General features: G+C 37.3%; 15 protein-coding genes and 2 pseudogenes. 13 read left to right on the forward strand and 4 right to left on the reverse strand.

The annotated features are described in order from the left end of the window. The 6 genes and pseudogenes from I2490_RS01215 to I2490_RS01245 form a co-directional block, all read left to right on the forward strand. Window positions 1–548, forward strand: a pseudogene (locus tag I2490_RS01215) (transposase); the annotation flags it as partial. A gap of 366 nt (window positions 549–914) precedes the next feature. Further along, a complete protein-coding gene (locus I2490_RS01220; RefSeq protein ID WP_206457969.1) occupies window positions 915–2,597 on the forward strand; it encodes a flagellin N-terminal helical domain-containing protein in 1,683 nt (560 codons plus the stop codon). 98 nt (window positions 2,598–2,695) lie between these two features. Next, a complete protein-coding gene (gene fliB / locus I2490_RS01225; protein ID WP_206457970.1) occupies window positions 2,696–3,928 on the forward strand; it encodes a flagellin lysine-N-methylase in 1,233 nt (410 codons plus the stop codon). Window positions 3,929–4,043: 115 nt separating this feature from the next. Next, complete coding sequence (locus tag I2490_RS01230) at window positions 4,044–5,483, forward strand: sigma-54 interaction domain-containing protein (protein ID WP_206457971.1); 1,440 nt, start codon at window positions 4,044–4,046, stop codon at window positions 5,481–5,483. A 363-nt stretch (window positions 5,484–5,846) separates the two neighbouring features. Next, a pseudogene (gene mttB / locus I2490_RS01235) lies at window positions 5,847–7,325 on the forward strand ([trimethylamine--corrinoid protein] Co-methyltransferase). 17 nt (window positions 7,326–7,342) lie between these two features. Then, window positions 7,343–7,987 (forward strand): B12-binding domain-containing protein, encoded by a 645-nt coding sequence (locus tag I2490_RS01245; RefSeq protein ID WP_206457973.1) that lies wholly within the window; start codon window positions 7,343–7,345, stop codon window positions 7,985–7,987. 18 nt (window positions 7,988–8,005) lie between these two features. Here I2490_RS01245 and I2490_RS01250 read toward each other — a convergent pair whose 3' ends face one another. The 3 genes from I2490_RS01250 to I2490_RS01260 all read right to left on the reverse strand — a co-directional run bounded on the left by I2490_RS01250 (window position 8,006) and on the right by I2490_RS01260 (window position 9,813). Next, entirely contained in the window at window positions 8,006–8,422 is a 417-nt protein-coding gene (locus I2490_RS01250) for a bacteriohemerythrin (protein WP_206457974.1), read from the reverse strand. 15 nt (window positions 8,423–8,437) lie between these two features. Further along, a complete protein-coding gene (locus I2490_RS01255; RefSeq protein ID WP_206457975.1) occupies window positions 8,438–9,022 on the reverse strand; it encodes a hypothetical protein in 585 nt (194 codons plus the stop codon). 86 nt (window positions 9,023–9,108) lie between these two features. Then, window positions 9,109–9,813, reverse strand: a complete 705-nt coding sequence (locus I2490_RS01260; protein ID WP_206457976.1) for an MgtC/SapB family protein — start codon at window positions 9,811–9,813, stop codon at window positions 9,109–9,111. Window positions 9,814–10,010: 197 nt separating this feature from the next. On the opposite strand from I2490_RS01260, the gene I2490_RS01265 reads away from it, so the two are divergent. Further along, entirely contained in the window at window positions 10,011–10,730 is a 720-nt protein-coding gene (locus I2490_RS01265; protein WP_206457977.1) for a Fic family protein, read from the forward strand. Window positions 10,731–10,734: 4 nt separating this feature from the next. Here I2490_RS01265 and I2490_RS01270 read toward each other — a convergent pair whose 3' ends face one another. Next, window positions 10,735–11,997 (reverse strand): argininosuccinate synthase, encoded by a 1,263-nt coding sequence (locus I2490_RS01270; protein WP_334300390.1) that lies wholly within the window; start codon window positions 11,995–11,997, stop codon window positions 10,735–10,737. 247 nt (window positions 11,998–12,244) lie between these two features. Between I2490_RS01270 and murB the strand changes: the two genes are divergently transcribed. The 6 genes from murB to whiA all read left to right on the forward strand — a co-directional run bounded on the left by murB (window position 12,245) and on the right by whiA (window position 17,809). Continuing rightward, entirely contained in the window at window positions 12,245–13,150 is a 906-nt protein-coding gene (gene murB, locus I2490_RS01275) for a UDP-N-acetylmuramate dehydrogenase (protein WP_245157042.1), read from the forward strand. Between the two features lie 15 nt (window positions 13,151–13,165). Further along, complete coding sequence (locus I2490_RS01280) at window positions 13,166–13,936, forward strand: PHP domain-containing protein (RefSeq protein ID WP_206457979.1); 771 nt, start codon at window positions 13,166–13,168, stop codon at window positions 13,934–13,936. A gap of 20 nt (window positions 13,937–13,956) precedes the next feature. Beyond that, window positions 13,957–14,805, forward strand: coding sequence for an RNase adapter RapZ (gene rapZ, locus I2490_RS01285; RefSeq protein ID WP_206457980.1), 849 nt, complete (start codon window positions 13,957–13,959; stop codon window positions 14,803–14,805). Window positions 14,806–14,826: 21 nt separating this feature from the next. Then, a complete protein-coding gene (locus I2490_RS01290; RefSeq protein WP_206457981.1) occupies window positions 14,827–15,846 on the forward strand; it encodes a gluconeogenesis factor YvcK family protein in 1,020 nt (339 codons plus the stop codon). 59 nt (window positions 15,847–15,905) lie between these two features. Beyond that, entirely contained in the window at window positions 15,906–16,727 is an 822-nt protein-coding gene (locus I2490_RS01295; RefSeq protein WP_206457982.1) for a 3-keto-5-aminohexanoate cleavage protein, read from the forward strand. A 128-nt stretch (window positions 16,728–16,855) separates the two neighbouring features. Further along, window positions 16,856–17,809: a DNA-binding protein WhiA gene (gene whiA / locus I2490_RS01300; protein WP_206457983.1), complete on the forward strand. Its 954-nt coding sequence runs from the start codon at window positions 16,856–16,858 to the stop codon at window positions 17,807–17,809. Window positions 17,810–17,836 lie beyond the last annotated feature (27 nt).

Consider the following 17,836-nt stretch of genomic DNA (forward strand, 5'->3'; position numbering starts at 1 on the left):
ATGAAAAAGTAAAAAGATATAAAGGTGTAAAAAATATTGTAATGGATTCCGGATATAAAACACCTGCAATTGCTAGAGAAATACTCAAAGATAAACGAATTCCTATCCTACCATACAAACGACCTATGACAAAAAATGGTTATTTTAAAAAACACGAATATGCTTATGATGAATACTATGATTGCTTTGTATGCCCAGAAAACCAAGTGTTAAACTATACTACAACAAATAGAGAAGGGTATCGGGAATATAAGAGTAAAGGAGAAATTTGCAAGAGTTGCCCTTCCTTATCAGAATGCACAGCAAGTAAAGACCATGTAAAAGTAGTCACACGTCATATATGGGAAAACTACATAGAGCAATGTGAGGACATTCGTCATACTCCAAAGTATCGAGATCTTTACAAACTACGGAGTCAAACCATTGAGCGAGTCTTTGCCGATGCAAAAGAAAAACATAATATGCGTTATACACAATATCGAGGGATTCAGAAGATAGAAATGGAACTGAATCTTCTTTTTGCGTCCATGAATCTAAAAAAACTAGCAACATGGATTCATAAATCTGAAAGAAGGAATCAAATGGCATAGAGATATCCTTTTATTTTTTCTTTTTTTAAAAGCTTTATAGAAAAAATAGAAAATACCTTGCAGAAATTATAAGAATATAAATTTAGCAAGGTATTTTGTCTACAGTCTGAATCAGTCTGTAAAAACAGGCTGATTTTTTTTATCAAAAAAATCCAAAAAGAATCAAAATAACTATTAAGTATCCAAATATTTGCACGATATATAAGACATAGAGAAAAAGTTTTCAACCCGAAGGCGAAAGGGCCCTTAGCCTGAGGGATGAAATATAGAATGTATGAATCTGGGGGAAAGGAATCCCCTGAAATGATTTAAGGAGGAACAATTATGAGAATTCAACACAATATTGCGGCTTTAAACTCTTACAGACAGTTAGGCGGAAACAATGCTGCTGTAGGCAAGAACCTTGAAAAGTTATCTTCCGGTTTTAGAATCAACCGTGCTGGCGACGACGCTGCAGGCTTGGCAATTTCCGAAAAGATGAGAGCGCAGATCAAAGGTTTGGAAACTGCTCAGAAGAATGCAAACGATGGTATTTCTTTAGTCCAAACTGCAGAAGGTGCTTTGACAGAAGTACACTCTATGCTGAATCGTATGGTAGAATTGGCAACTCAATCTTCCAACGGTACATATGATGACACGACTGACCGCGCAAACTTGCAGAAGGAAATTGAATCCCTGAAATCCGAAGTAGACCGTATTGCAGAGTCCACAAATTTCAACGGAATCAAATTGTTAGATGGTTCCTTGGCTGGTGGTGCTACCAAATCTTCCGGTATAGAATTAACTGGTCGAAATGTTTCTACATTTACTGCAGCAGAAATGGAAGGCGCTACAGCGATTAATACTGATTTAAGTGCGGCAATGCCAGCAACTGATACTTTTACCGTAGATGGTCAGACTCTAACCATTGATTGGTCAAAAGGTGATGCAAAGACATTATTTACTAATTTAGATAAAGATAATGCTGGACTAACTGCAGATCAAGAAAAGGACATTGCAGCTAAGCTAACAGACTTATTTAATGCCCAAATGAAAGAGCAAGGTTTGAGTGGTAGTGTAACCGTAACTGCTGATACTACAACACATAAATTAACCTTGCAGAGTAACAACGAAGGTTCAACTTCATCAATCGGTTGGACTGGAAGCAGTTTGGCTCAGGCAGATGCAGCTAAGTCATTAGGTACTCTATTATTCTCTGCAACACCGGGAACCGGAGCGGTAGTGGAAGCTGGTAAGGACTTTGCGAATACTGTGGTGGCAGGGGATGCTTTCACCATGACGATTAATGGTACAACACTAGAGGTAACTGGTGTAGCAGGAACGAGAGGTACTGATAGTACTGCTACTGTAGCAGCTAGCTTACAAACTGCAATCCAGAATACAGTAGATGCATATAATACGGCAATGGGTACTGGAGGTACAGAGGAAGCGCTTACAAAAACGGACTTCACGGTAAGTGTGGATAAAAATGGAGGATTTAATGTAAAATATGAAGGTGATGTTGAAGGAGTAACCTTTAGCTTCGGCGAGAAAACAGAAGATGGTGTAGAAGGGATTGCAGCAAGTCTTTTAGGCTTAGCAGGTAAATCTTCTGCAGGTGCAGGTGGCACCGGCTTATCTTTACAGGTAGGTGATACCAATGACGATTTCCAGAAGGTAACCGTATCCGTAGGTGCGATGGATACCAGATCGCTTGAAATTAATAATATTAATATTTCAAATCAGAATGGAGCTGGTGAAGCTATTGAAAAAATCAAGGATGCAATCAACTCTGTATCAGCTACAAGAGGTGACCTTGGTGCAATTCAGAACCGCTTGGAACACACTATTAACAACTTAGGTGTAACGCAGGAAAATATGACTGCTGCTGAAAGCCGTGTGAGAGACGTGGATATGGCTAAGGAAATGATGGAATTTACAAAGAATAACATCTTGACTCAGGCAGCACAGGCGATGCTTGCACAGGCAAATCAGCTTCCGCAGGGCGTATTGCAGTTATTGCAGTAAGAAAGCAAAGGTTTGCTTTTATAAAACGAGTTTTATTTAAAAGTTTCATAAAAAGGGCAGGATAACCTGCCCTTTTTTTAAAGAAGTGAGGATAAAAAATGAAAGCAAATATCATAAAACCGGATTATTATGATAAGTATTTTTGTATCGGATCAAATTGTAAAAATACTTGCTGTAAAGATTGGAATATTCATTTAACAAAAAAGGAATATAGTGAATTAAAGAAGCGAAAGTTATCCTTAGAGCTGGGTAAAATTCGTGAGGTTGCTTTGTCCAGAGAACGAAAAAGTACAAGTTTATTACAGTACGGGAAAATAAAGTTGTATAAGGATAAGAAATGTCCATTTCATAGTAAAGAGGGGTTATGTCTTTTGCAATTGGAATGTGGACCCGAAGCATTATCAGAGGTTTGTCGCAATTTTCCGCGCTATCATGCAATGACTGGTGATGTTGTGGAGCAGCATCTTAGCTTAGCATGCGAGGAGGTAGTCAAATTTTTATTGGATAAGAAGGATGGCATCGCATATGTTTCAGAAGAAAATGTAGAGATAACAGAAAAATTATTTCATCAAGATTTAAGAAAAGAAAAAGCAAAAAAACGTCCAATTTATAATTATGCGTTTGACATAAAAATGCTGGCAGTAGCTACGTTGCAATGTCGTAGTTTATCTTTAGATGATCGTATTTTAGTTTTAGGTATTTTTCTGAAACACATCGATGATTTGGAGCAGCAAAAAAGAGAAGCAGAGATTCCTACCTATGTGGATCATATGCTGGAAACATTAGATTCGGACGAAATTAAGGCGCTATGGAAAAATATAAAAGGGAACTCCAATTTACAATCGATAAGTTCAGCTTCTTTATTATTTGATTTCTTTTTTCATAGGAAAGATCAAAATACTCTAGAGAAAATATATAGAAAGCTTGGTATTACAGCAGAAAGTGTATTAGAGGGGCAAGCTATACAATATAATTGTGACTTAGAATATTATAATAGAGCAAAACGACACTTTGATCAATTCTTAAATGGGAGGAAATATATTTTAGAAAACATTATGGTGACATGGTTTTTTACTACAGGGCAACCTTTTCTTTTTCAAGATCAAAGTATTTGGGATAATTATGTAGGATTTGCCGCTTTGTATTTGTTATTAAAGTCAGTCTTAAAAGGACTCATTGACACAGACAGTACGGACGAGGATTTTGTGCAAGCAGTGGTCAATTGTTCTCGAAATATGGTTCATAATAATCGATTTATCCAAAGACAGATTGATCGTTTTAAAGAAAAAGGAACCGACCTTGCACAGTTAGCCATCCTTATAAAAGATTAATACGACAAAAAAAGCATTATTTTATCAAACATCAACGTTGAGTACCATCGTAATACATGGTAACATAGTATCAACTAATTTGGTTCAATACTTTAAAAGTGTAAGGGGGATTCGTATGGATACTTATGCAGAAGTATTAGATGATATGGTTGAAATGGTGTTAATAGAGGATGCGAATGGCATTATTAAGTATGCAAATAAGGCATTTTGTGACTGCCATGGGATTTCTCAGGGATCTGTGGTGGGTACCAGTTGTTTCGATTATATATTACCGGAAGATCGGTCAATATGTAATATGGAAGAGGTTGTAACGCCGGAAGAACCCAATTACAGAATTGAAGGACGGGCCAAACGATACGATGGTAAAATTATTTGGATTCAGTATGTAGGCAGAGCGTATTTTGATGAAAACGGTTGCAGAACGGAATTCAGAGAAATCGGTGTAGATATTACAAAATGGAAGAAAAGACTAGAGGAAAAAACAAAAGAACTGGAGAAGGCAAATCAAATTATATTAAAGCTGGGACCAAAAACTAACATAAATAATTTGAAAAATGCCAGTATTCGAAAGGTAGAATCTAATTTATATGCCATATATAAGTTTTCCGATATATTAACTTTGACACCTAAGATGAAAATCTTAATTAATTATGCAAAATCTGTGGCAAAAGGAAATGCAGCAATATTAATTGAAGGGGAAAGTGGTACGGGAAAGGAATTGTTTGCTCAAGCCATACATAATGAAAGTCAAAGAGCGAATGGTCCGTTTGTTGCCGTAAACTGCGGTGCTATACCGGCTGAATTGGTAGGAAGTGAATTTTTTGGATATGTTGAGGGAGCTTTTACTGGGGCTGCAAAAGGCGGCAAACCCGGTAAGTTTGAGCTGGCTTCGGGTGGTACATTGTTTTTGGATGAAATAGGAGAGATGCCTTTTGCACAGCAGGTTGCTCTACTAAGAGTCTTGGAAACAAAAACAGTTACCCGTGTAGGAGGCGACAAGGTTATACCGATTGATATTCGACTTATTTGTGCAACGAACCGAAATTTGCTGGAAGAAGTGAAAAGCGGCAGGTTTCGACGAGATTTATATTATAGATTGAATGTGGTGAATCTTCGTATCCCTCCGCTGAGAGAAAGAAAAGATGATATATTTCTACTTGTAGGGGCTTTTATTAAAAGATATGGGAGAAAGATGTTTAACCGACATTATACATTTAATGATAATCAGCTTTTGCGATTTTACGAGTATGACTGGCCCGGAAATGTTAGAGAGCTTCAAAACATTGTGGAAAGAATGATGTACATGACAGGGGTTGAGATTGAAGAATTTTTCCCTATGGTTATTAATACCGATCAGATTATCAATAAAGAAATAGATAAATTGAGAGAGACATCATTACAAATGTCCCATAAAGTGAAGGAAGGTTCTGAAAAAGAAGAAATACAAAACCTTATAAAGGAATATGAGGGCAATTTAAGTATGGTAGCGAGAAAATTAGATATATCAAGAAATACTTTATATAAGAAAATAAAGAAATTTGGTATTTCTAAATAAAAATAAAATGAACAACTTTTGTGTACCGATGAGTACAAAAACTGTTAATCCAATGACAGTTTTTGTACTCTTTTTTTATTTAGTAGTTAGATTCTCCTAATAGATAAAAAAGAAAGTGCACATATATTCACAAAGCTTATTTGGCTGTCCGTTTTTCTATTACAGCTAAAGCTGTGGGAAAAAGGCATTGGGCGAAAGCCTCTTTGCCCCTAAAGAAGGGCATTTGCTCAGAATTTTTGATAATTACTTTTTTTTATTGTATTTGGCATGAAATATGCGAGTGATATAAATTGATTTAACATCACCGTTTAAATACGTATTAAGTTAAATGGTTTTAGGGAAATAACAAAAAAGGAGGTTACAATGAGTAAAAAAGGTAAAGATAGTGCAAATATATTAGACACTATCAATTCAGCGCATGTAAGCAGCAATAAGTTGACAGAAGAACAGTTGTATGCAATTCATGCAGGAAGTTTAGAGGTTCTATCTCAAATTGGCATTAAGGTTGAAAGTAAAAAAGCCAGAGATCTATTTGAAGCAAATGGATGTTATATCCATGGTGAGACGGTTAAGATTCCTGCCTATATCGTTGAAGAATCTATTAAGTCAGCCCCATCTGTTATTTTACTTGCAGGAAGAAATCCTAAAAATGACTATGTGATAAAGCAGAGAAAGGTAGCGTTTATTAACTTTGGTGAAGGTGTAAACGTAATCGATCCATATACGAGGGAATATCGAAGATCGACGAAAGCAGATTTGGGAAGAAATACTTTAGTGGCAGATGCTTTAAATGTTCTTCCGATTGCTTACCGATCAGTAGCATCACAGGATCAGCACGGTCATGTTCAGGCTTTACATAATATGGAGGTTATGTGCCATAACACTTCAAAGCATATCTTTATTGGTCCGGATGGTGAGACAAATGCATTAAAAATCATTGATATGGCAGCAGCGATTGTCGGGGGCAAAGATAAGTTAAAGGAACGTCCAATTATAACGTTTAATGTATGTCCTACAAGTCCGCTTCAGCTGAATCCTACCGCTTCGGATGTAATTATTGAAGGTGCGAAGCATGGTATCCCAAGCAATATAATTTCAATGGCACTGTCTGGTGCGACCGCTCCGGTAACGTTAGCGGGAACTTTGGTAACGCATAATGCGGAAGTCTTATCTGCAGTGGTATTAAGCCAGCTAGCTTGTAAGGGAGCTCCTGTTTTATATGCAAGTTCTACTACAATTATGGATATGAGACACTTAACAACTCCGGTAGGTGCTCCGGAATTGGCTATGATTAGCAATGCAGTTGCACAGTTATCGCAATACTACTTGCTTCCAAGCTTTGTAGCGGGTGGGTAGGCAGACAGTAAAGTTCCGGATGCTCAGGCTGCTCACGAAAAGACCTTAACCGCAATGATGGCTGCTCAGGGTGGCGCCAACTTAATTTACGGTGCAGGCATGTTAGAGCTGGGTATGACATTCGATTTGGCACAGTTGATTATTGATGCAGAAATTTTCAAGATGGTATTACATACGATGAATGGATTTAATGTAAATGCAGAGACATTGGCATTAGATGTCATAAAAGAAGTAGGTACCGGTGAATTTGTTTCACATCCTCATACAAGCGGTAATTATAAGTCAATTCAATCGCATTCTAAACTGATAAATCGAAAAAACAGAGAAGCTTGGTTGGCGGATGGAAGCAAAGATATAACAGAAAAAGCTTATGAAAAAGCAATTGAAATATTAGAAAATTATAAGCCTGAGCCTTTAGATTCAAAGGCAGCGGAAGTCATTCGTAAGATTATTGAAGATGCTGAAGTAGAATACGGCATCAAATAATTAGGAGGAATTTAAGTATGAGTAAGATATTTAAAAAAATAATAGAAGCTGTGGGCGAGGGTGAACTGGATGATGTTTTAGAATTAGTAGAAGAAGCACTTGAAGATGAAGAAAACCCTCAGGATATTTTGAATAAGGGACTTGTTGCGGGAATGAACATTGTTGGAGACTTATTTAAAGAAGGCGAATTATTTGTACCGGAAGTTCTTATGTCAGCAAAAGCTATGGATGCCGGCATGGAAGTATTAAAGCCGCATTTAAATGAATCTGATGTTTCAAACTCAGGTAAAATTATTTTCTGTACAGTATTAGGAGACTTACATGATATAGGGAAAAAACTTTGTGTAATGCTTCTTCAAGGGGCAGGATATGAAGTGATTGACTTGGGAGTAGATATAGGAGTTCAGCAGATCGTGGAGGCAGTAAAGGAACATAAACCTGATATTGTTGCCATGTCCGCTATGCTTACAACAACTATGACTACTATGAATGAAACAGTGACAGCACTTAAGAAAGAAAACTTGTATGATGATTTATTTGTAATGGTTGGAGGCGCTCCGCTTTCACAGGACTATGCAAAAGGCATTGACAGTTACTATTCTGAAGATGCAGTTACCGCCGTCGAATTAGCAGATCGTTTAGTACAAAGTAAGGCAATGTAAACGCACAACCCTTATCATTCACGAACTACCAATCTTTGTTTTTTCTTGGTAATACCTTGCAAATTTCATATCATCATAAACCAAATGATCTTTTACAAAGGTTTCTACACAGTGATAAAATTCTTGTAAGGATTCATTGGAAAATGAGGAAGCACGCAGATGAGAGCCTACCTCTCTTGTAATACTTCGCAATCGATCGTGAGAAGCTTGGTGATGATGAAATTGTGGATATTCCAATTCCTTTTGAAGTGCTTCCTCTTCTGAAAAATGCGAAAGAAGAAGCTTCTCGAGATAAGAGAGATCTTCTTCGCATTCTTGAAAGGATGTATTCACCTTACATTTAACATAGAAGAGGTTTGCCTTTAAAAGGAAACGTTTGTGCTGATTATCAATAAGAGGTATTTTTGTTTCAAAAATTTTATCCCATGGTATCATTGTCATAAACTCCCTTTACTCTAGAAACGTGAAGTTACAGGTAAATTTACCATCTTGTGATTGTAGGTATTTGATGCTTAGTTTATCAAAAAATGAAGCAGAAAAAATCGGGATTTGATCCAAATCGACAGAAACGTGAGTGCGTGTTACTCTGATTGCATTGGACTTAGATAATCCCACGGCTTTTTGCAGCAATGTACCTTGATTCAGCAAGAAGGTTTTGAGCATCATGGATTGCATTGGATTTCCTTGCGGTCGGATGTCTTCACGGTAAGAAAAAGAAATTCGATGCGAGCGAGGTTCGAAGAGACAATCTTCTACACTTAACAAATACATTGCTTTAAATGGACCAAGTTGCTTAATATTTAAATTCAAATCTAAAAATATAAAATCACTGGAAAAGGAAATCTTATAATCCTTTATATTTGGTGCAAGCTTTGGAAGAATCAGTTCTTTGCATTTATCGTTCACCAGTGATTCGGGAATGGATAGAATTCCCTTTCTCAGATCCGATGGCTCAAAGTAGTCAAGGTATTGAATGATGCAGGCTTTATTTTCTAAAAGAAAGCCTAATAATGATTTAATGGCTTGATCGTTCAATCGGGTTCCCTCCTTTACGGGTCTATTTCCTTCTGTTATGCTTCTTTTATGTTTCAGATCTCTTTGGTTAAGAAATCTTTCATTAGCTATATCTCTTCAAGAAGATGAATTCCTTCAAGATTACTAATCTTTTCGAGTAAATTTTCGCGATTTGCGTTTTTTGATAACTTAATAGAAAGATGCACGCCCACTCCGTTTTGAGCGATGGGTTCGGAACGGCTTACGTGTGTTTCCAGTATATTAACTTCAAGGCTGCGAATAAATTTAAGCATAGGAGCCACTCTTTTTATAGAGTCCGTTTCCACATAAAGATCAATCATTCTTGATCGGTTATAAAAATAAAGTTCAATGCCTGGAAGAAAGGCTAAAACGATAAAAATTAAAATTCCGGCGATAATTGCTCCTGAGTAAAAACCGATTCCAATAGCAAGTCCTGTACAAGCAGAGGCCCAAAGTCCTGCTGCAGTCGTTAAGCCTTTGATTTTATGTCGTCCTGTAACTAATATAGTTCCCACTCCTAAAAAACCAATACCGCTGATGACTTGTGCTCCCAGTCTGGCTGGATCAGAAATATTGGACATGGTTTCATAGATGAATTGATTGGTAAGCATGGCAAGCGCCGCGCCCATGCAGACAAGCATATGAGTACGAAAACCGGCCTGATGCTTGTTGGAACCTCGTTCCAATCCAATCATTCCACCTAATAGGATGGCAAGAATCAGACGAATTGTAACGGATATTAGATTAATGTCCTGTAAATAGTCAATATATAAGATGTGGAATTGTTGCATTGACATTCCTCCTGTCTATAAATATAGTATTTGGCACAAAGGATTCTGATTTTAGTGTTAATTATATCATATGAAAGAATGAAGCGGTAGGCGATTGCAGAAAAGCAAATTCTGATTATTTTTTATTAATGGTATTTTTTTCTTGCGTGAATACGAGAAGAAGGGTATACTAAAATCAATTTTAATGGGGTGTGCCTATGTATCGAGAAATAAAGAAAAAGATTCTTATTTTAGAAAACAGAAAGCCATTTCCACCGGAAATAAAAGCGTATATGGAGGAAGTGAGTTTTCATGACTGGATTTATTCTTCCCTGCGTTTGGATGGCAGTGCGATTACAAAGCAAAATGTCACCAAAATTATGAAGGGTGAATTTGTTGTGAGCGTAAATCTGATGGAACACAGTTGCATTCGTAATTATATTGAAGCGATAAAACTTATTTCTGTCTTAGTAGATATGAAGAATGAATTGAGTGAGAAAGTATTGCTGCAGATTTACCAGGTGCTTTTTCCGGAGCATACTGAAGTTTATCGTACCAATAATCCGGTATTGATTGAATTGCAGTATAATCCACCTCATTTTAAAGAAATAGAAGAGCAGATGGAGCTTTTGTTTGATTGGCTGAGTGAAGAAGATGCAACCAATCCAATACGAAAAGCAACCTATCTGCATAATAAAATCATTGAAATTTATCCGTTTGGCGCTCATTCTGCAATTATGGCGAGAATGGCCCTCTTATATTATTTGATACAGCATGGATTTCCTCCTATTTCACTTGATATTAGTGAATCACAATATAATGATGCTATGTATCATTATTTAAAAACAGAAAATCCAGAGTCTTTTTATCAAGTGGTAGAACGTGGAGTTTATAATCAATTGGAGGTTATGCTTCAATTGACATCATCTTATCGTTGATGTTTTATTCTACAAATTCACCGCCGCGAATGACTTTTTTTCCAAGTGCTTTATCGCCTTTGATGCCTTCGTGCTGTTCCTTTTGGATGGCACGAATTTTTAATGGCAATGCAAAGAGATTGATAAAGCCTTCTGCATCTTTTTGATCATACACTTCATCGGCACTGAATGTTGCAAATTCTTCGCTATAAAGAGAATACGATGATTTAGAACCAACTGCCGTACAATTTCCTTTGTATAGCTTCATACGTACAGTACCAGTTGTTTGTGCCTGCGTTACATTGACAAAAGCGTCAATGGCTTCTCTTAATGGTGTGAACCAACGTCCATCATAAATTAATTCGGAATATTTTTGAGCCACGATGTTTTTATAAGCCATGGTGTCACGATCTAAGATTAACTTTTCCAATGCATGGTGTGCTTGGAAAAGAATCGTTCCGCCCGGTGTTTCGTATACACCTCTGGATTTCATACCTACAAGACGATTTTCTACAATATCAATACAGCCGATGGCATTTTCTCCGCCAACTTTGTTTAGATATGTAAGAAGCTCTACCGAATCCATTTTTGTTCCGTTGATTCCAGTCGGAATTCCCTTTTCAAAGTCGATTTCAACATAAAGCGGAGTGTCCGGTGCTTTTTCAGGTGGTACACTTAAAATAAGCATATCATCTAGATGTTCGTTCCATGGGTTTTCAAGATTGCCGCCTTCGTGACTGATATGCCATATGTTCTCGTCGCGGCTGTAGATTTTTGTTACACTTTGTGCTACAGGGATGTCATGTTCTTTTGCATAAAGCAGACAATCCTTTCTTGATTTTAAATCCCAAATACGCCAAGGTGCGATGATTTTAATAGAAGGGTTTAATGCTTTAATGGAAGATTCAAAACGAACTTGATCATTGCCTTTTCCAGTGCATCCATGTGCAATCAGATGAGCACCTTCTTTTTCTGCAATCTCTACCAGTTTTTGAGCCATCAAGGGACGTGCCATAGAGGTACCCAATAAATAATCCCCTTCATAAATGGCACCAGCTTTTAATACCGGCCAAATGAAATCTTCAATGAATTCTTTTTTCACATCAATAACATAAGCTTTCGATGCGCCTGTTGCGTAAGCTTTCTTTTCAATTGCTTTAAAATCTTCTTTTTGTCCGGCATCAATACACACTGCGATCACATCATAATCATATTTTTCCTTTAGCCAGGTTACAATAACCGATGTATCCAATCCACCGGAATAAGCGAGTATAATTTTTTCTTTTATCATGGCATTTATTCTCCTTAATCTAGTATTATCCAAAATATATGTTATTTAGTATAGTACTGCCAAAAACAAAAATCAAGAGAAATTTTAATATTTATTCATAAATACAAATAAATATTCACAAAACCCTTTAAAATAAAATCATGGATTTTTTCAGCCAACACTTTACTTTACTACGGAATGGTTTACTTTATTCAAAAAGTCGAATATAATGAGTAAAGAATTTTATTGCATGGAGGATATCATTTTGAATCAAAAAGAAATTTATAATAAGCTTCTTCCCTATATAGAAGAAAGCGGTTTGCATTTTGATGCACCGATGCGTGAGTATACCTCATTTCGTACTGGAGGGAATGCTGCTTTACTGGTAGAACCGGCAAATTTGTTCGAACTGTTTTCGACGGTGGAGACTTTAAATAAAGAAAAATGTCCATTTGTTGTGATGGGAAATGGGAGTAATACATTATTTCGTGATGAAGGCTATAACGGTGTTGTCGTTCGTGTCGGTGAAGGAATCGATCGAATTCGTATTGAAGGAAATGTGATTTTCGCAGAACCTGGAATTTTGTTATCTACCGTTTCCAAGAAGGCGATGGAACACTCTCTTACCGGACTTGAATTTGCTTCAGGAATTCCGGGAAGCCTGGGTGGAGCTATCTATATGAATGCAGGCGCTTATGGCGGCGAAATGAAGGATGTTGTTATCAGTACCGCTTCCATACAACGAAATGGAATGATGAAAGACCGTAAGGTGGATTCAATAAATTTTGGCTATCGAAAAAGCATTTTTCAGGAAACCGGAGAGATTATTATAGGTGTCAAATTATACTTACAGTCTGGTAACCAAGAGGAAATTAAGGAAAGAATGAAGGAACTGAATGCAAAACGTAATGAAAAACAGCCTGTTTCTTTGCCAAGTGCAGGCAGTTTTTTCAAGCGACCGCAAGGACACTTTGCAGGAAGACTTATTGAGGAAGCCGGTTTAAAGGGATTAAGTGTTGGCGGTGCAAGAGTCTCTCCGCTTCATGCAGGTTTTATTGTAAATGAAGGTGGAGCTACTGCAAAGGATATTATTGATTTAATGAAGCTGGTTCAACAGACTGTCTATGATAAGAGTGGAGTTATGTTAAATCCGGAAGTACGGATCATATAAGAAAGGAGATGTATAATGCAGATGCATTATGCAGAACAGGGTGAGATGCAATCTTACCGTTTAAAATTTGATCTTCATACACATACAACTTTTTCACATGGAAAAGGTTCCATTGAGGATAATGTATTAGTGGCTTTGCAAAAAGGTTTAAAAACCATTGGTATTTCAGACCACGGACCAGGTCATGTCAGTTATGGTATAAAAAGAAGTGCGGTTCCCGTTATGCGGGATGAGATTGAGCGATTGCGAAAGAAATATCCGCAGATTGAAATTTTATTAGGAATTGAGGCTAATATTATGAATCCGAGCGGACGCTTGGACGTACTGGCGCAGGAATATGATTATATATTGGCAGGCTATCACTATGGCATTTTTGGAGAAAAACCTTTGCGTGCCGGTTTGCTGCATAGTGTAAATTTTATTAGGGAGCACAGTGGCATCCGTGCAAAATTTGCAAAACGTTGGAATACAGAAATGACCATAAAAGCATTGTATGAAAATCCGATAAAGGTATTGACTCATCCTGGAGATAAGGGTGAGTTTGATATCGCAGAAATTGCAAAAGCTTGTGCGGGATGTGGTACTTGGATGGAAATCAGCAACTGGCATAAGGATTTGACGGTAGAATCCATTCGCATCGCAGCGAAAGAGGATGTGCAGTTTATTTTGAGCAGTGACGCCCATGTAGCGCAACGAGTTGGTGGTTATGAGGGTGGTTTGCAAAGGGCTATGGAAGCTGGTTTGGATTTGGATCGAATTGTTAATTTAGAGCGTTTAGAAGCATGAAAGAAGAAAGGAGGTGCGTTATGGAAGCAATCATTGTAACAGGATTATCCGGTGCAGGAAAGAGCCAAGCAGTACATTGCATGGAAGATTTGGGATATTATTGCATTGATAATATGCCGCCAATTTTGATTAAGGAATTTATTAACTTAGCGGTTCAGGATAAAATGAAGATTGATAAAGCGGCTTTTGTTGTTGATATTCGAAGCAGAGAATTCTTTGAGAATTTTAAAAACAGTCTTATGGATTTAAAAAATCAAGATATGCCGATAAAAGTTATGTTTTTAGAGGCATCGGATGAAGTGTTAATTCGCCGATATAAAGAAACAAGACGCAACCATCCTCTTTCACCTGCCGGCGCTATCGCAGAGGGAATTAAAAAAGAAAGAGAAAGTTTGAAGGAGATTCGAAAAGAAGCAGATTATATTTTAGATACTTCAAATATGAAAACGGCAAAGTTAAGTGAAGAGATCAAGCGTTTGTTGCTGTCAGAAGAAGCTTCGGACGGATTTACCATTACAATTATGTCATTTGGGTACAAGCATGGGATTCCGCTTGATGCAGATTGGGTATTTGATGTGCGTTTTCTTCCGAATCCATTTTATCTTGCCAGTATGAAAAATCTTACAGGTAACAGCAAAAAAGTGCAGGATTATGTATTAAAGTTTCCAGAAAGCCATAAATTTATCAAAGAGATTTATAATTTGACCAATTATCTGATACCGTTATATAAGAAAGAAGGAAAGTCACATTTAGTTCTTGCTTTTGGATGTACCGGAGGTCAGCATCGTTCCGTAACGATGGCAAATGAATTCTCAAGATTGTTCACGGAGGATGAAAAGCGAATTATTTTGATTCATCGAGATTTATAGAAAAATAGACAGAGGGTATATATGGAAGGGATTTTAAATAAAATGGGAACCGATTACTATTGTCAAAAAGGCAACGGACCCAGGATTACCGTTATTGACGGAGGAACCGGACTTTCGGTTATTCTTCGTGGAATGAAGAAAGTAACGGAAAATCTAACCGCTGTGGTTACGGTAGCTGATGACGGCGGAGGATCGGGGATTTTAAGAGAAGACTTAGGAATGTTGTCACCAGGAGATATTCGAAGTTGCATCTTAGCGATGGCTGATGAGGAAGGAACCATGCAGGAGCTTTTAAAATATCGTTTCAGTGAAGGCCGCTATGCAGGACAAAATTTTGGGAATTTATTGATCGCTGCATTAAATGGTATTTACGGTAATTTTGAAACTGCAGTTGCAAAGGCAAGTGAGATCCTTCGGGTACGGGGGAGAGTGCTTCCAGTCACTACGCAAGATGTAACTCTTTGCGCTGAATTGCAAAATGGCGATGTTATTTGCGGTGAATCACGCATACCTGAAAGAGTAATTTCTGAAAAAAGTGGGATTCGCCGTGTTTTCTTGAAACCTACTCGAACGATTGCCACAAAAGCGGCAATTCATGCTATACTAGAAGCGGATGTCATCGTTCTGGGGCCGGGTAGTCTTTATAGCAGCATCATAGTAAACTTTTTAGTGGGTGGCATTGGTGAAGCAATACAGCAATCCCCAGCACGAAAGATATTAATCTGTAATGTTATGACACAACCAGGTGAAACCGATGGCTATACGGTTTCTGACCATGTAAAAAAATCTAATGAATACATAGGCCGAGAGGTTATTGAATACGTCATTGCTAATAATAAACAGATTGAAGAGGAAAAATTAAAACCATATATAAAAGATGGTTCAAGACAGATTCTTCCTACCAAAACGGATAAGGTTTATCTTAATGAAAAAGAAATAAGATTGATTGAGAATGATTTTACAGATATTAAGTTAGGCTATATTCGTCATGATGCAGAACGCATCGCCAACGTGATTGTCGGGCTAACTCATGAATACTAACCATTCTGAGCGCTTGATATATTTAATAATAACATATACATACAAAGGAGCAAAAAAACATGGAAAAACTAATTATCAGTGCTGCAATTTGTGGCGCAGAAGTAACAAAAGAGCAGAATCCTGCAGTCCCTTACACAATTGAAGAAATCGTAAGAGAAGCAAAATCCGCTTATGATGCAGGTGCAGCAGTTATTCATCTTCACGTAAGATGGGATGATGGTACTCCGACTCAGAGCAAGGAAAGATTCCAAGAAGCAGTGGATGCAATTCGTAAAGAGTGTCCGGATGCAATCATTCAGCCTTCTACCGGTGGTGCAGTTGGTATGACTGATTTGGAAAGATTGGAATCCACAGATATCGTTCCAACTCCAGAATTTGCAACTTTAGATTGCGGTACTTGTAACTTTGGCGGAGATGAAGTTTTCGTAAATACAGACAATACAATCTTTAATTTTGCTAAGATCATGAAGGAAAGAGGCATTAAGCCAGAACTTGAAGTATTTGATAAGGGTATGATTGACATTGCTTTAAAAGCAGACAAGAAAGGTCTTTTAGTACACCCGCTTCACTTTGACTTTGTACTTGGTGTACAGATGACTGCTACATTAAGAGACTTAGTATTCATGGTAGGAAGCCTTCCTGCTGGTGCTACTTGGACTGCTACTGGACTTGGAAAGAATGCTTGGCACATTGCAGCTGCAACCATTTCTATGGGCGGACACGTAAGAGTTGGATTTGAAGATAACCTTTACTTAGAAAAAGGCGTTCTTGCAAAGAGCAACGGAGAAATGGTAGAAAAGGCAGTTAAACTTGCTAAGATTTTAGGAAGAGAAATTGCAACTCCAGCAGAAGCAAGACAAATTTTAGGTTTAACAAAATAAATTGAAACAAAAGATTTAAAACGCATCGATAAAAAAGCGGAAGGTGCTCTTTGCCCCGACCGCTTTTTTTGATACAATGAAGCAAGTGAAAAAGAAGTATAAAATTTTATCACTAAGGGGGTGCAAGGATGTCTTTTTCATCAAACACAAAAAATGAGTTAGCGCGCATTGAGGTGGAAAAGAAATGCTGTATGCTTGCAGAAATTGCAGGATTTCTTAGAATGTGTGGGACTATAAAGCTTTCCGGAGGCGGAAAGATGGATGTGAAATTAACGACAGAAAATGCTGCTGTAGCTCGACTGTTTATAAAACTTTTGAAAAACTATTTTGGGGCAAGAGCAGATTTGGCAGTTTCTGAGGCGGCAATCCTAAAAAGAGGACACTCCTATGAATTAACGATCGGTTCGGATAAAAATGCAGAGCAAATATTAAGGGAAACCGGCATTCTTTTAGTAAAGGAAGGCTGTAATTATATCAGTAATGGTATTTATTCAGATTTAATAAAAAAAAGGTGCTGTAAAAAAGCGTATTTAAGAGGCGTATTTTTAGGAGCAGGCACTATTAGCAATCCGGAAAAAGGATATCATATGGAAATTGTTTGCAACAGTGAAGTTTTAGCAAACGATGTAAAAAAATTAATCAATGGATTTGGTCTGCATGCAAAGGTAGTATTAAGAAAAAAGAGTTATATTGTTTATCTAAAAGAAAGTGAACAAATTACTGATTTTTTAAATATATTGGGAGCCCATTCGCAGTTATTGGATTTTGAAAACATCCGAATCGTAAAGGAAATGCGTAATAAGACCAATCGAATCGTAAATTGTGAAAGTGCGAATTTAGATAAAACTGTAAATGCAGCTTCAAAACAGATTTCAGATATTGAATTGATTCAAAATACCAAAGGACTAAGCTTTTTACCGGAAAAGCTCTTTACGGTGGCCCAACTTCGCTTAGAAAATCCGGAAGCTTCTTTGAATGAATTAGCCGAAATGATGAAGCCGCCATTGAAAAAATCCGGTATCAATCATCGCTTGAAGAAAATTAGTGAACTGGCAGATAAACTTCGTCAGCCGGATAAATAAAATATTATTGTAACAAACAAGAGGAGT

This window comes from Anaerovorax sp. IOR16 (assembly GCF_017168145.1).
Taxonomy (GTDB): Bacteria; Bacillota; Clostridia; order Peptostreptococcales; family Anaerovoracaceae; genus IOR16.

Bases quoted from the DNA above. Each gene is read 5' to 3' on its own strand.
- I2490_RS01220 (WP_206457969.1), top strand. From the start codon at position 915: ATGAGAATTCAACACAATATTGCGGCTTTAAACTCTTACAGACAGTTA.
- fliB (WP_206457970.1), top strand. From the start codon at position 2,696: ATGAAAGCAAATATCATAAAACCGGATTATTATGATAAGTATTTTTGT.
- I2490_RS01230 (WP_206457971.1), top strand. From the start codon at position 4,044: ATGGATACTTATGCAGAAGTATTAGATGATATGGTTGAAATGGTGTTA.
- I2490_RS01245 (WP_206457973.1), top strand. From the start codon at position 7,343: ATGAGTAAGATATTTAAAAAAATAATAGAAGCTGTGGGCGAGGGTGAA.
- I2490_RS01250 (WP_206457974.1), bottom strand. From the start codon at position 8,422: ATGATACCATGGGATAAAATTTTTGAAACAAAAATACCTCTTATTGAT.
- I2490_RS01260 (WP_206457976.1), bottom strand. From the start codon at position 9,813: ATGCAACAATTCCACATCTTATATATTGACTATTTACAGGACATTAAT.
- I2490_RS01265 (WP_206457977.1), top strand. From the start codon at position 10,011: ATGTATCGAGAAATAAAGAAAAAGATTCTTATTTTAGAAAACAGAAAG.
- I2490_RS01280 (WP_206457979.1), top strand. From the start codon at position 13,166: ATGCAGATGCATTATGCAGAACAGGGTGAGATGCAATCTTACCGTTTA.
- rapZ (WP_206457980.1), top strand. From the start codon at position 13,957: ATGGAAGCAATCATTGTAACAGGATTATCCGGTGCAGGAAAGAGCCAA.
- I2490_RS01290 (WP_206457981.1), top strand. From the start codon at position 14,827: ATGGAAGGGATTTTAAATAAAATGGGAACCGATTACTATTGTCAAAAA.
- I2490_RS01295 (WP_206457982.1), top strand. From the start codon at position 15,906: ATGGAAAAACTAATTATCAGTGCTGCAATTTGTGGCGCAGAAGTAACA.
- whiA (WP_206457983.1), top strand. From the start codon at position 16,856: ATGTCTTTTTCATCAAACACAAAAAATGAGTTAGCGCGCATTGAGGTG.